The following is a 13,504-nucleotide window of genomic DNA, read 5'->3' as shown; positions in this document are numbered from 1 at the left end:
CGGCGCCGCGCCCGCCCGCGCCGCCGGCCGGCCCCCGGCAACGACCGGATGCCGCGCCCGGGCAGGGCTCGGTGACCGAGTGGGCGGTGACCCCGATCCCGACCGGCGACGGCCCGGCCGTCGCGCAGCTCGCCGTCGACGACGAGCCGGAGGAGGCGGCATCCGCCCCCGCGCACACCCTCGTGCTCGAGCGCGAGGGCGAGGTCCTCACCGGGTCCGAGTCGCTCGCCACGTCCGACGACGACGAGGCCGAGGAGTTCGTGCCGCCGGTCGATGCCGCCGCTCCCGTCCCGCCGCGCAACCCCGTGGTCACCGAGCGCGTCGTCCGCAACGCGTCGGGCGCGCAGCGCTACGGCGAGGCCGTCGTGCGCCAGGTGCTGGGCGCGACCTTCGTGCGTGAGGAGCCCTACACGTCGCCGACGAGGTTCGGCTGATGTACGACGGCATCGTCCAGGACCTCATCGACGAGTTCGGGCGCCTCCCCGGCATCGGGCCGAAGTCGGCGCAGCGCATCACGTTCCACCTGCTGCAGACCCCGAGCTTCGATGTGTCGCGCCTGTCGCAGCTGCTCGGCGAGCTGCGCGAGCGCGTGCGGTTCTGCGAGCGGTGCGGCAACGTGTCGGAGCAGGAGCTGTGCGCGATCTGCCGCGACCCGCGCCGCGACGAGAGCCTCATCTGCGTCGTCGAAGACGCCAAGGACGTCGCCGCGATCGAGCGCACGCGCGAGTTCCGCGGGCTCTATCACGTGCTCGGCGGCGCGATCAGTCCCATCGCCGGCATCGGCCCCGACGAGCTGCGCATCACCTCGCTGCTGCAGCGGCTCGCCGGCGGCACCGTGCAGGAGGTCATCCTCGCCACCAACCCGAACCTGGAGGGGGAGGCGACGGCGACCTACCTCAGCCGGCTCCTGCACACGCTCGAGATCCGCGTGACCCGGCTGGCCTCGGGACTCCCGGTGGGCGGCGACCTGGAGTACGCCGACGAGGTGACCCTGGGGCGTGCCTTCGAGGGCAGGCGAGCACTCTGAACGCCGCGTCGAACCCGGTCACGGCACGGGGGTGGTGGTTGTACGCCGCCATGGCCGTGCTGTGGGGCATCCCCTACCTGTTCATCAAAGAGGCGGTGGACTCGTTCTCTCCCGCCGCGGTGGTCGCCGGGCGCACGCTCCTGGGGGCGCTGGTGCTGCTTCCGATCGCGATCCGCCGCGGCGTGCTCCGGCCCGCCCTGAGGATGTGGCCGTGGGTGCTCGCCTTCGGCGTGATCGAGATGGCGGGCCCGTTCCTGCTCCTCAGCCATGCGGAGCAGACGCTGCCCTCGGGCCTGACCGGGCTGCTGGTGGCCACCGTGCCGCTGTTCGCGGCGCTGTTCGCGTTCAGCCGGGGCGACCGCTCCGCACTGCGGCCCGCCCGCGCCGCGGGGCTGCTGGTCGGCTTCGCCGGGGTCGCCGTGATCGTCGCCGGGCCGGGCCTGGCCGTCGGCGATGGGGCGCTGGTCGCGGTCGGCGAGGTGCTCCTGACCGCCGTCTGCTACGCGGTCGCCCCGTTCATCGTGGCCACGAAGCTGCGTGACGTGCCCTCGCTCGGCACGATCACGCTCTCGCTCGGCGCGGTCGGGCTGGGCTACCTGCCGGTGGCGCTGCTGACCTCCCACGCGGTGCCGACCGTGCGCAGCGTCGTCTCGCTCGGGCTGCTGGCCGTCCTGTGCACGGCCGTGGCGTTCCTCGCGTTCTTCGCCCTCATCGGCGAGGTCGGCCCGACGCGCGCACCGCTGTTCACCTACGTCAATCCCGTGGTCGCGATCCTCCTCGGCATGCTGATCCTCGGCGAGGAGCTGAGCCTCGGCCTGGTCGCGGGCTTCCCGCTCGTGCTGCTGGGTTGCTGGCTGGCCGCGACCGGCGGCATCCGGCGGGCGGTGCGTGCGGGCGGTCACATGACCGGAACGGCATCCACTCGTCCGTAAGATGGTGCGTTGGGCGCGGCATCCGGGCGCCCTGCAGGGAGTCTTCACAGTGGCGTTGATCGTTCAGAAGTACGGCGGGTCGTCCGTCGCCGATGCCGACAGCATCAAGCGGGTCGCCAAGCGCATCGTCGACACCCGCCGCGCCGGGCACGACGTGGTCGTCGCCGTCAGTGCGATGGGCGACACGACCGACGAGCTGCTCGATCTGGCCGAGCAGGTCTCGCCGATACCGGCGCCGCGCGAGCTGGACATGCTCCTGTCCAGCGGGGAGCGCATCTCGATGGCCCTCCTGGCCATGGCGATCCACTCGATGGGCTTCGAGGCGCGCTCGTTCACCGGCAGCCAGGCCGGGATGATCACGGATGCCACGCACGGCGCGGCGCGGATCGTCGACGTCACGCCCGTCCGCCTGCGAGAGGCCCTCGACGAGGGCGCGATCGTGATCGTCGCCGGCTTCCAGGGGTTCAACCGCGACACGCGCGACATCACCACGCTCGGACGCGGCGGCTCGGACACCACCGCGGTCGCGCTCGCCGCGGCGCTGGAGGCGGACGTGTGCGAGATCTACAGCGACGTCGACGGCATCTACACGGCCGACCCGCGCGTCGTCCCACGCGCCCGGCGGCTCGACCGGGTCTCCGCCGAGGAGATGCTGGAGCTCGCCGCCAACGGGGCGAAGGTGCTGTATATCCGCGCGGTGGAATACGCTCGCCGCCACGGCGTCATGATCAATGCGCGTTCGGTGTTCAGCTCGGGACCGGGGACCTTCGTGCTCGGCGCCGGCATGAGCGTGCCGGACCAGGGAGAGAGAGACCAGATGGAAGAGCCGATCGTCACGGGAGTGGCCACCGACCTCAGTCAGGCCAAGGTCACGATCATCGGGGTGCCCGACGTGCCCGGCAAGGCCGCCGAGATCTTCAAGATCGTCGCGAAGTCGGGTGCGAACGTCGACATGATCGTGCAGAACGTCTCGGCCGCCGCGACCGGGCGCACCGACATCTCGTTCACGCTGCCGAAGGCGGATGCCGCCGCCGCGCTGCGCGCACTTTCCGCCGAGCAGGCGCAGGTAGGCTTCGAGAGCCTCGTGCACGACGACCAGATCGGCAAGCTCTCGGTCGTCGGGGCCGGCATGCGCACCCATTCGGGGGTGTCGGCGACGCTGTTCGAGGCGCTGTCGACGGCCGGGGTGAACCTGGAGATGATCTCCACCTCGGAGATCCGCATCTCGGTCGTGGTCCGCGGCGACGAGCTGGCCGAGGCCGCGCGCGTCGTGCACGCCGCCTACGGGCTCGACGGCGACACCGAGGCCGTCGTCTACGCCGGCACCGGCCGGTAGTCGTCGCACCGGCATCCGGAGGCGATGCCGGACGCCAACGGTACCGGCGCGCCCGCGGGGCGGTGTAACGTGCCAATCCATCGGGGCTCACTCCCGCGACGACAGGGGATGGCGATGGCGGCGACGTACTTCCATGGCGGCACGGTGTGGCTCGGCGCGGGTGTCGAGCCGGCCGACGCGCTGATCGTCGCCGACGGCGTGATCGTCGCCGTCGGAGCGGATGCCGCGCGCCTCGCCGCCGAGTATGCGCTCGACACCGTCGACCTCGACGGGGGCTTCCTCATGCCGTCGTTCGGCGACGGACACGCCCACCCGCTCCTGGGCGGGCTGGAGGCCGAGGGGCCCGACGTGCGCTCCTGCGCGAGCGTGGACGAGATCGTCGCCGAGGTGCGCCGCCATGCCGAGACCCATCCCGACCTCGAGTGGATCCAGGGCGCGTCCTACGACGGCAGCCTCTCGCCGGGCGGGCTGTTCGACGCGCAATGGCTGGATGCCGCGGTCCCGGACCGTCCGGTGGTGCTGCGCGCGTGGGACTACCACACCGCGTGGTGCAACTCGGAGGCGCTGCAGCGGGCCGGCATCACGTCGGCCACGCCCGACCCGGTGCTGGGCGAGATCCCGCGCCGGCCCGACGGCGAGCCGCTCGGCACGCTGCGCGAGTGGGGTGCGGTCGACCTTGCGCTCGGTGCCTGTCCGCCGCGCGGCGAGGAGGTGCGGCTGCGCGCGCTCCAGCGCGCCGCCGAGTACTACCTCGCGCGGGGCGTGACGTGGGTGCAGGATGCCTGGGTGGAGCCCGACGACGTCGACACGTACGTCGAGGCCTCGCGCCGCGGCATCCTGAATCTGCGCGTGAATCTCGCCCTGTACGCCGATCCTCGGCGTTTCGACGCGCAGCTGCCGGGCATGATCGAGGCGCGTGGTCGGGTCGAGGCGCTCGGCGACCCGCTGCTGTCGGCGCGCACGGTGAAGTTCTTCGCCGACGGCGTCATCGAGAACGAGACCGGAGCGCTGCTCGAGCCGTACTGCTCCGGGTTGCACGACCACGGGATGCGCGTGTGGGAGGGCGACAGCCTCGCCGAGGCGGTGCGGGCGGTGGATGCCGCAGGCTTTCAGATCCATATCCACGCCATCGGCGACGCCGCGGTACGACAGGGCCTCGATGCGATCGAGCACGCCGCCCGCTGCAACGGCCCGCGCGACCGGCGCCCCGTGGTCGCCCACGTGCAGCTCGTCGACGACGCCGACCTGAGCCGGTTCGCGGCGCTCGGCGTGATCGCGTGCATGCAGCCGCTGTGGGCGCAGCAGGACTCCCTCATGACGGTGCTCACCACGCCCCGGCTGGGGCAGGAGCGCAGCGATCGCCAGTACCGGATCCGGAGTCTCCTCGACGACGGGGCGCTCCTGTCCTTCGGCTCCGACTGGCCGGTGTCCTCCGGTGCGCCGCTGGACGGGCTCGCGGTGGCGACGAGCCGCCAGACGAGCGACGGAGTCCCCGACGGCGGCTGGATCCCCGCCGAGATCGTGGACGTGCCGCGTGCGATCGACGCGTACTCCGCCGCGGTCGCCCACCAGGCGTTCGCCGACGGCGGGTCCGCGCCGCGCGGGCGCATCGCCGCCGGTGCGACCGCCGACCTCGTGTGGCTCGCGCACGATCCGCGCGACCTCGGCCCCGGCGTGTTCGCGGCCAATCCTGTACGCGCGACCTTCCTGGCCGGTACCGTGGCGTACAAGAACGTGGCGGCAGCGTCGGCGCCCACCCGATAGCGAGGGAGCCGCACATGTCCCAGGTACCGCCGACCCCACAGACAGAAGCCCCAGCGCACGGCACGGCCGAGCACGAGGGACACTTCCGCCGGGTGCTGGGCGTCCCCTCGCTCGTGTTCTTCGGGCTCGTCTACATGGTGCCGCTGACGGTGTTCACGACCTACGGCATCGTGACCCAGCTCACCGGTGGAAGGGTCGCAGCCGCCTACGTCATCACGCTGATCGCGATGGTGTTCACCGCCCGTTCGTACGCCAAGATGGCGGAGGCCTATCCGTCCGCGGGCTCGGCCTACACCTACACGCAGAAGAGCTTCGGCGCCCCGGTGGGGTTCCTCGCCGGCTGGTCGCTGCTGCTGGACTACCTGTTCCTGCCGATGATCAACTATCTGGTGATCGGCATCTACCTCAACGCCGCGCTGCCCGCGGTGCCGCCCTGGGTGTTCGTCGTCGTGATGATCGGGCTCGTCACGGTGCTCAACATCATCGGCATCGTCTCGGTCGCACGCGCCAACGTGGTGATCATCGCGGCGCAGTCGATCTTCATCGTGGTCTTCGCCGTCCTCAGCGTGGCCGCGATCTCGAAGACCGGCACGGTCGACATCGCCGCTCCCTTCACCGGTGACGGCACGGCGCCCGGCTTCGCACCCCTGATGGCGGGCGCGGCTGTGCTGTGCCTGTCGTTCCTCGGCTTCGACGCGGTCTCGACGCTGTCCGAGGAGGCGAAGGATCCGCGTCGGACGGTGCCGCGCGCGATCATCATCGCCACCCTCACCGGCGGGCTCATCTACATGGGGCTCTCGTGCGTCGCGCAGCTCGTGTTCCCCTCGAACCAGTTCAGCGACGTCGACTCGGGCGCCCTCGATGTCATGGGCGCCGCGGGCGGGCAGTTCCTCACGATCTTCTTCACCGCCGCGTACGTGGCAGGGGCCGCAGGATCCGCTCTCACGTCGCAGGCGTCGGTGGCCCGCATCCTGTTCGCGATGGGCCGCGACGGCGTTCTGCCGCGTCGCTTCTTCGGCCACCTCTCCGAGCGCTTCGACACCCCGGTGTACGCGATCGGGGTCGTGTCGGTCGTCTCGCTCCTGGCCGTCGTCATCGACCTGGGCGTGCTCGCCGAGATGATCAGCTTCGGGGCGCTCATGGCGTTCTCCGCGGTCAACCTCGCGGTGTTCAAGCACTACTTCGTCGACGGCAAGAAGCGCGGCGCGGCGGCCGTGTTCAGCTACGTCGTGCTCCCCGGCATCGGCCTCGCCCTCACGCTGTGGCTCTGGACCAGCCTGTCGCCGCGCACGCTCATCGTCGGGCTGTCGTGGCTGGCCGTCGGCGTCATCTACCTCGCGTGGATCACGCGGGGCTTCCGCCGGCCCACGCCGAGCCTGGACCTGAAGGAATAGGCGCGGGTACCGGTCGCGGGCGTCCGGTCCGCGCGGCCCCGGTAGAATCGTGCGAACCCCTGCACTCAGAGCATCCGAGGAACCCGCATGACCACGATCTCCGAATCCGGACTCTCCGTCGCCGTCGTCGGCGCCACCGGCCAGGTCGGCACGGTCATGCGCGAGATCCTCGCCGAGCGCTCGTTCCCGATCCGTGAGCTGCGGCTGTTCGCCACCAGCCGCTCGGCCGGCACGGCTGTGGAGTTCGGCGGGAAGACCGTGATCGTGGAGGATGTCGCCACCGCCGACCCCGAGGGCATCGACATCGCGCTGTTCAGCGCCGGGGCCACCGGTTCGCGTGCGCACGCTCCGCGTTTCGCGGCGGCAGGCGCGGTCGTGATCGACAACTCCAGCGCGTGGCGCATGGACCCCGAGGTGCCGCTCGTCGTGAGCGAGGTCAACCCGCACGCGATCGAGGACCTGCCCAAGGGCATCATCGCGAACCCGAACTGCACCACGATGGCCGCGATGCCGGTGCTGAAGCCCCTCGACGCCGAGGCGGGCCTGGAACGCCTGATCGTGAGCACCTACCAGGCGGTCTCGGGCTCGGGCATCGCCGGTGCGCAGGAGCTGCTCGGCCAGGTCGAGGGCGTGCTCGCGCAGGGCGACACGCTCCGTCTCGTGCACGACGGGTCGGCGGTGGACTTCCCGCAGCCGGAGAAGTACGTCGCCCCGATCGCCTTCGACGTGCTGCCGCTGGCCGGCAGTCTCGTCGACGACGGCGAGAACGAGACCGACGAGGAGAAGAAGCTCCGGGGCGAAAGCCGCAAGATCCTCGAGCTGCCGGACCTCCGCGTCGCCGGCACCTGCGTGCGCGTGCCGGTCTTCACCGGCCACTCGCTGTCGATCCACGCCGAGTTCGCCCGTGACATCACGCCCGAGCGCGCGCGCGAGGTGCTCGCCGGCGCCCCCGGCGTCGTGCTGGAGGAGATCCCGACGCCGCTGCAGGCCGCAGGCAAGGACCCGTCGTTCGTCGGCCGCATCCGCGCCGACCAGTCCGCGCCGGAGGGCAAGGGCCTCGTGCTGTTCATCAGCAACGACAACCTGCGCAAGGGTGCGGCCCTCAACGCCGTCCAGATCGCCGAGCTCGTCGCCGCGCGCCTGACCGCCCGCGTCTGACCGGTGGTCCCGCCCCGCCCGTCCCGCCCGTCCCGCCCGTCCCGCCCGTCCCGCCCGTCCCGCCCGTCCCGTCCGTCCCGTCCCGCCCGGCCGCCCGGCCGCCCGGCCGCCCGGCCGCCCGTCCCGCGCTTGACCGCGAGACTCCATGGGCGCACCGAGACTGCACGCCCAGCATGCGGTCTCGGTGCGCCAGTGAAGTCTCGCGGAAAGGAGGGGCGCTCGGTAGTGCGTCTGGGCGGGCGATGAACGCGCCGTAGACTGGATGACCGTGACCGAGACGTACGATGCCGTGCTCATCGGCGGCGGAATCATGAGCGCCACGCTGGGCGTCCTCCTCAAGGAGCTGCAGCCCGACTGGCGGATCGCGGTCTACGAGCGCCTCTCCGACGTCGCCCTGGAGAGTTCCAACGCCTGGAACAACGCCGGCACCGGTCACGCCGCCCTGTGCGAGCTGAACTACATGCCCGAGGCCCCGGACGGCACGGTCGACCCCGCGAAGGCGATCTCGATCAACGAGCAGTTCCAGCAGAGCCGCCAGCTGTGGGCGTCGCTGGTGGAGCGCGGCATCCTCGACGAACCGTCCACGTTCATCAACGCCACTCCGCACATGACCTTCGTGCGCGGCGAGAAGAACGTCGCCTACCTCAAGAAGCGCTACGAGGCGCTGAAGGATCAGCCGCTGTTCGCCGGCATCCAGTACAGCGAGGACTCCCGCATCATCCACCAGTGGGCGCCGCTGCTCATGGAAAAGCGCCGCAAGGGCGAGCCGTTCGCAGCCACCCGCGTGCCCGCCGGCACCGACGTCGACTTCGGCGCCCTCACGCGGCAGCTGTTCACGCACCTGCAGGAGCGGGGCGTCGAGGTGTACACGAACCAGGAGGTGCGCACGCTCAGGCGACGCGACGACGGCACCTGGCGCATCGGCATCCGGCGCACGATCGGCCGCACGCCGAGCACGGTCGACGCGCGGTTCGTGTTCGTCGGCGCGGGCGGCTGGGCGATCAAGCTGCTGCAGCGCTCCGGCATCCCGGAGGTCTCGGGCTACGGCGTCTTCCCGATCGGCGGGCAGTGGCTGAAGACCTCGAACCCCGCGATCGTCGCGCGGCACAAGGCGAAGGTCTACTCGCAGGCCTCCGTCGGCGCGCCGCCCATGTCGGTGCCGCACCTCGACACGCGCGTCGTGGACGGTCAGGCGTCGCTGCTGTTCGGCCCGTTCGCGACGTTCAGCCCCAAGTTCCTCAAGAACGGGTCGATGTTCGACATCGTCGCGCAGGTGCGTCCGGGGAACCTCTGGCCCATGCTCAAGGTCGCGATCGACAACCCGGACCTCATCCGCTATCTCCTCGGCGAGCTGATGAAGAACCACGCGCAGAAGGTCGAGAGCCTCCGCGAGTTCATGCCGTCGGCGCGCGACGAGGACTGGGTGCTGCTGAACGCCGGCCAGCGCGCGCAGGTGATGAAGAAGGACCCGGACAAGGGCGGCGTGCTGCAGTTCGGCACCGAGGTCGTGACCTCGGCCGACGGCACGATCGCCGGGCTCCTCGGGGCATCGCCCGGAGCATCGACGGCGGCCTCGATCATGCTGGGTCTGCTGAAGAGGTGCTTCCCCGACCGGATGGCCGCGTGGGAGCCGAGACTCACCGAGCTCATCCCGAGCTACGGAGACACGCTCAACCCACGGCCGCAGCTGGCGCGCGCCCTCGTCGCCGAGACGGCGCGCGCTCTCGACATCGACGACTGAGCGCGGCGGATGCCGGTTCCGTAGAATCGGCGCGTGGCCAAGCTGTACTTCCGCTACGGAGCGATGAACTCCGGCAAGTCGACGTCGCTGCTGCAGGCCGCGTACAACTACGAGGAGCGCGGCCAGCACGTGCTCCTGGTCAAGCCCGCGATCGACACGAAGGGCGCCGAGCGCATCTCCAGCCGGCTCGGCGTCGCCCGCGACGTGGACTTCCTGATCGGGCCGGACGACGACGTGCGGATGCTGTTCGACGAGCACCGCGCGCGGGTGCGGCGGCGCGCGGAGAACGCCCTGATCCCCGAGTCGGCGGCGACCGGCACCCGCCCGGACGTGGCCTGCCTGCTGGTCGACGAGGCGCAGTTCCTGAGCGCCGCGCAGGTGGACGATCTGCTCCGGATCGTCGTGGGCGACGGCATCCCGGTGCTCGCCTACGGCATCCGCACCGACTTCCGCACGCGCGCGTTCCCGGGCTCGGCGCGGCTGCTGGAGGTCGCCCACAGCCTGGAGGAGCTCAAGACCATCTGCCGGTGCGGGCGTAAGGCGCTGTTCAACGCGCGGCTGGTGGGAGGCCGCTTCGTCTTCGACGGCGACCAGGTCGCGATCGACGAGCTGAGCGCCGACCGCGTCACGTACGAGTCGATGTGCGCCCAGTGCTACCTGCGCGAGTCCGGCGGTCGGCTCAGCTGAGCCGTACGGCGGCGGCATCCGGCCCTTGCATGCGGCGCACGCCCCCGAGCACACTGGACGGGATACAGTTCCCGGACCCGGGCGGCAGTGTATCCCGCAGCCTCGGCGTCGCACTGATCAGCTGAGACGATCCATGGAGGTGCGGCGGATGAGCCAGTGGTACGTGCTGGACGAGCGGGCCGACGACTACGGCTGGCCGGTGTTGGACGAGTCCCCGCCCGCGACGACGGTGGGCACCGTCGGCGGCGAGGAGACGAGCACGCTGTCGCTGCCGGTCGCCCAGGCCGCGCCGAACACGCTCAGGCGCGTGAACGCGTTCCTCCGCGGCGCCCGTCTGTCGCTGACCCCGCGGGGCGTGGTCGGCGGTACCGCGTTTCTCGACGTGGAGCGCGCCGTCGACGGCGCGCCGGACCCGGGCCACGAAGCGCCCGTCACGGCGAGCGCCGTGCTGGACCTGCTCGCGGATGCCGTCGCCGACGAGGTCGGCGCGACGACGGCGGCCGCGGTCTCGACCTTCCTCGGTCAGAGTCACGACCTCCTCGGTCAGAACCCCGACCGCGCCCCCGGGCACTCCACCACCGAGGTCCTCTCCTCGGTCAAGAGCACCTTCGGCGCGCGGCGGCTGTTCTCGGTGAAGAGCACGTTCTCCGAGACCGGGCGCAGCACCGTGCAGCTCCCGCTCGGTGCGCCGCCGCTTCCCGCGCCGCCGGACGACCCCGCCGAGGTGTGGGTCGCGGTGCTCGACACCGGCATCGGCCGCCACCCCTGGTTGCCGGAGGACGCATGGGTCGACGCCCGCAGCCGGGGCTGGGTTCCCGACGGCGATGTCCCGGCCCCCGCCGACGAGAACGCGAGCCCCCACGACGGTCACATCGACGCGTTCGCCGGGCACGGCACGTTCGTCGCGGGGCTGATCCGTCAGCTGGCGCCGTCGGCCGGCATCCTGTCCTTCCACACGATGGGCGGCGACGGCGCGCAGCCCGGTGAGAGCGTGCTCAGTGGGCTCCGATGGATCTGTGCCCAGCTGACCGCGCAGAAGCTCTCCGTCGACGTCGTCTGCCTCGCCTGCGGCTACTACGAGGCGGCGCCCTCCGAGGACGATCATCTGACCGCGCTGCGTCAGGTGCTGGGGGAGCTCGGCGAGCTCGGCGTGCAGGTGGTCGCGGCGGCGGGGAACGACGCCACGGCGGCGCCCGCCTTTCCGGCCGCGCTCCGCGGGCTGGCCGTCGATGGACTGCCGCGTACCCCGCTGCTGGCGGCGGGCGCGCTCAACCCGGACGGGTCGCGTGCCGACTTCAGCAACCACGGCACGTGGGTCACGGACTGGGCGCCGGGGGTGGCGCTGCTGAGCTCGGTCCCGGAGAGCTTCGGCAGACCCGGCTTCGCGGACGTCGCGGCGCCGCTCGACCCCGACAACCTCGTCGGCGGGTTCGCGCGCTGGAGCGGCACGTCGTTCGCCGCCGCGTACCTCACCGGACTGATCGCCGACGCGATCGCGCGCGGGCCGCACCTCGAGGACCGCCCCGCGCGCGTGAGCGAGGCGCTGCAGAGGCTGAAGGGCTCGAGATGACGTCCGCGGCCTCGGAACGGAGCGTCCGGCTCGCCGGGCTCCTGGAGCGGGCACGCGCGGGCGAGATGTCGGCGCTGAACGAGGTCGTGCGCGAGCTCAACCCGCTGCTATGGCACGTCGCGCGCACCCAGGGGCTGCACACCGACGAGGTGCTCGACGTCGTGCAGACCGCGTGGCTGGAGCTGGTCCAGCGCCTCGACGAGATCCGCACCCCGAGTGCCGTCGTGGGCTGGCTCGTCTCGGTGACGCGCCGGGAGGCGTGGCGGGTCGCGGGCAAGGGCCGTCGCGTCGTGCCGACCGAGGCGGTCGCCGACAGTCCCGATCCCGCCGCCGGCGCCCTCGACGTGCTGCTGGACTCCGAGCGCGATCACACCCTGTGGCGGTACTTCCAGCAGCTGTCGGAGCGCTGCCAGCGGCTCCTGCGCGTGCTGACCGCGGTCGACCGCCCCGACTACGACGAGGTGTCCCGCGCGATGGGCATGCCGCGCGGGAGCATCGGCCCCACGCGCGGCCGATGCCTGGCGAAGCTGCGCGAGCTGCTGCTCGACGACCCGCTCTGGGGGACGCCATGACCGACCACGAGCCCCCGGACGACGGGCTTCCCGGCGACGAGGCCCTCGACGACGCGATCGTCGACGGGCTCCGGCGCATCTTCGGGCGGATCGATCCGATGCCGCCGGTCATGGACGACGCCGTGATGCTCGCCCTGTCGACGGTCGACCTCGACGCCGAGCTGGCCGCCCTCGTCGTGGACGCCAGGGAGGGGGTGCGCGGCGACGGACGCGTGCTGCGGTTCGCGGCAGAGGGGGTGACGCTGGTCCTGAGCGTCGTGCCCCGCGCGGCGGGCACGGTGCGGCTCGACGGCTGGATCACGCCGGCGCAGGATGCCACGGTCACCGTGCGGCACAGTCGTGGGACCGCGTTCGAGACGGACTCGGGCCCGGCCGGCCGGTTCGCGCTGGACGGGATCCCGACCGGGAGCGCGCGCGTGCTCGTGGTCCTCGGCGACGGTCGGCGGATCGCGACGCCCGCGCTGCGACTGTGAACCGCCCGCGCGTCGCGCCGGACGCGCCCGAACGCGCTGCGGCGCTGCACCGCCGTGCCCTCGCGGCCAATGAGGACATGCGCCCCGCCGTGGCCGCGCGCCTGCTCCGGCGGGCGCTGAGCGAGCTCGACGCCGTGCCGGGGAGCGAGACCGCCGACACCGTGCGCGGCGGCATCCTCGTCACGCTCGCCATCACCGAGGCCGAGCTCGGCGACGCCGCACACGGTCTCGCTCTGCTCGACCAGGCCCGCCCGCTCGTCACGGGACCGCAGCGCGCCGTGGTGCACGCGCAGCGCGCGGTGCTGCTGCGGCGGATCGGCCGCGATGCCGATGCGCTCCCCGAGTACGACGCGGCGCTTCGACTCCTCGACGAGCGGGAGTCCGCGCTGCTGGTGGCGAAGGTGCTGCTCAACCGCGGCGTGCTGCACACCGCGGCGGGACGGCTGGCGCAGGCCCGGTCGGATCTGCAGCGCTGTCTGGAGCTGGCGACCGCCGACGGGGCGGTCGCGCTCGTGGCCAAGGCCGAGCACGACCTCGGCTTCGTGGAGTGGGCGGCCGGCGACCTGCCCGCCGCACTGCGCCGCTACGAGCGCACCGAGGCGCAGTACCGGGAGGTGTTGCCGGGCAACCTCGCGATGCTGTCGCTCGACCGCGCACGGGTGCTGCTGGTGGCGGGCCTCTACGCCGAGGCGGAGGCGGAGCTGGCCCGGGCCGTGCCGGCGCTGCGGCGACAGCGCTCCGGGCAGGACCACGCCGAGGGGCTGCTCGCCCAGGCCGAGGCGGCGCTGCTGGCCGGCCGCGCGGGTGACGCCGGCCGCTGCGCGCGTCGTGCCGCGGCCGCCTTCGAGCG

At 72.3% G+C, this 13,504-nt stretch carries 12 protein-coding genes and 1 pseudogene; all 13 read left to right on the top strand.

Going from position 1 to position 13,504, the window contains the following annotated elements; genetic code table 11:
* Positions 1-434 (top strand): annotated as a pseudogene (locus QM641_RS11890) (DNA polymerase III subunit gamma and tau); the annotation flags it as partial.
* Positions 434-1,027: a recombination mediator RecR gene (recR, locus tag QM641_RS11885; protein ID WP_415116739.1), complete on the top strand. Its 594-nt coding sequence runs from the start codon at positions 434-436 to the stop codon at positions 1,025-1,027. The pseudogene QM641_RS11890 and the gene recR, both read left to right, overlap by 1 nt.
* Positions 1,028-1,065: 38 nt before the next feature.
* Complete coding sequence (locus QM641_RS11880; protein ID WP_415116737.1) at positions 1,066-1,959, top strand: DMT family transporter; 894 nt, start codon at positions 1,066-1,068, stop codon at positions 1,957-1,959.
* Between the two features lie 49 nt (positions 1,960-2,008).
* On the top strand, positions 2,009-3,295 hold the full coding sequence (locus tag QM641_RS11875) for an aspartate kinase (protein WP_415116735.1): 1,287 nt from the start codon (positions 2,009-2,011) through the stop codon (positions 3,293-3,295).
* 114 nt (positions 3,296-3,409) lie between these two features.
* Complete coding sequence (locus QM641_RS11870) at positions 3,410-5,059, top strand: amidohydrolase (RefSeq protein ID WP_415116733.1); 1,650 nt, start codon at positions 3,410-3,412, stop codon at positions 5,057-5,059.
* 14 nt (positions 5,060-5,073) lie between these two features.
* On the top strand, positions 5,074-6,453 hold the full coding sequence (locus QM641_RS11865; protein ID WP_415116731.1) for an APC family permease: 1,380 nt from the start codon (positions 5,074-5,076) through the stop codon (positions 6,451-6,453).
* Between the two features lie 87 nt (positions 6,454-6,540).
* Positions 6,541-7,611 carry an aspartate-semialdehyde dehydrogenase gene (locus QM641_RS11860; RefSeq protein ID WP_415116729.1) on the top strand — a complete coding sequence of 357 codons (1,071 nt, stop codon included), beginning with the start codon at positions 6,541-6,543 and terminating at the stop codon, positions 7,609-7,611.
* Positions 7,612-7,873: 262 nt separating this feature from the next.
* Positions 7,874-9,352 (top strand): malate:quinone oxidoreductase, encoded by a 1,479-nt coding sequence (locus tag QM641_RS11855; RefSeq protein WP_415116727.1) that lies wholly within the window; start codon positions 7,874-7,876, stop codon positions 9,350-9,352.
* Between the two features lie 33 nt (positions 9,353-9,385).
* Entirely contained in the window at positions 9,386-10,039 is a 654-nt protein-coding gene (locus QM641_RS11850; protein WP_415116725.1) for a thymidine kinase, read from the top strand.
* A 148-nt stretch (positions 10,040-10,187) separates the two neighbouring features.
* On the top strand, positions 10,188-11,609 hold the full coding sequence (locus QM641_RS11845) for a S8 family serine peptidase (RefSeq protein WP_415116722.1): 1,422 nt from the start codon (positions 10,188-10,190) through the stop codon (positions 11,607-11,609).
* The gene (locus QM641_RS11840; RefSeq protein ID WP_415116720.1) at positions 11,606-12,181 is read left to right on the top strand and encodes an RNA polymerase sigma factor; all 576 of its coding nucleotides are present in this window, start codon (positions 11,606-11,608) and stop codon (positions 12,179-12,181) included. The genes QM641_RS11845 and QM641_RS11840 overlap by 4 nt, the downstream gene beginning before the upstream one ends.
* On the top strand, positions 12,178-12,654 hold the full coding sequence (locus tag QM641_RS11835) for a hypothetical protein (RefSeq protein ID WP_415116718.1): 477 nt from the start codon (positions 12,178-12,180) through the stop codon (positions 12,652-12,654). Before QM641_RS11840 ends, QM641_RS11835 begins: the two co-directional genes overlap by 4 nt.
* A gap of 77 nt (positions 12,655-12,731) precedes the next feature.
* Positions 12,732-13,504 (top strand): tetratricopeptide repeat protein (locus QM641_RS11830; protein WP_415116716.1); only part of this gene is annotated, 773 nt, incomplete at its 3' end.

Source organism: Microbacterium sp., from assembly GCF_047605725.1.
In the GTDB taxonomy this organism is placed as follows: Bacteria; Actinomycetota; Actinomycetes; order Actinomycetales; family Microbacteriaceae; genus Microbacterium.
The sequence above is the reverse complement of the archived record's forward strand: the minus strand, read 5'-3'. Positions and strand labels throughout refer to the sequence as shown.

Coding starts and splice junctions, on each gene's coding strand:
- recR (WP_415116739.1), top strand. CDS start 434: ATGTACGACGGCATCGTCCAGGACCTCATCGACGAGTTCGGGCGCCTC.
- QM641_RS11870 (WP_415116733.1), top strand. CDS start 3,410: ATGGCGGCGACGTACTTCCATGGCGGCACGGTGTGGCTCGGCGCGGGT.
- QM641_RS11865 (WP_415116731.1), top strand. CDS start 5,074: ATGTCCCAGGTACCGCCGACCCCACAGACAGAAGCCCCAGCGCACGGC.
- QM641_RS11860 (WP_415116729.1), top strand. CDS start 6,541: ATGACCACGATCTCCGAATCCGGACTCTCCGTCGCCGTCGTCGGCGCC.
- QM641_RS11855 (WP_415116727.1), top strand. CDS start 7,874: ATGACCGTGACCGAGACGTACGATGCCGTGCTCATCGGCGGCGGAATC.
- QM641_RS11845 (WP_415116722.1), top strand. CDS start 10,188: ATGAGCCAGTGGTACGTGCTGGACGAGCGGGCCGACGACTACGGCTGG.
- QM641_RS11840 (WP_415116720.1), top strand. CDS start 11,606: ATGACGTCCGCGGCCTCGGAACGGAGCGTCCGGCTCGCCGGGCTCCTG.
- QM641_RS11835 (WP_415116718.1), top strand. CDS start 12,178: ATGACCGACCACGAGCCCCCGGACGACGGGCTTCCCGGCGACGAGGCC.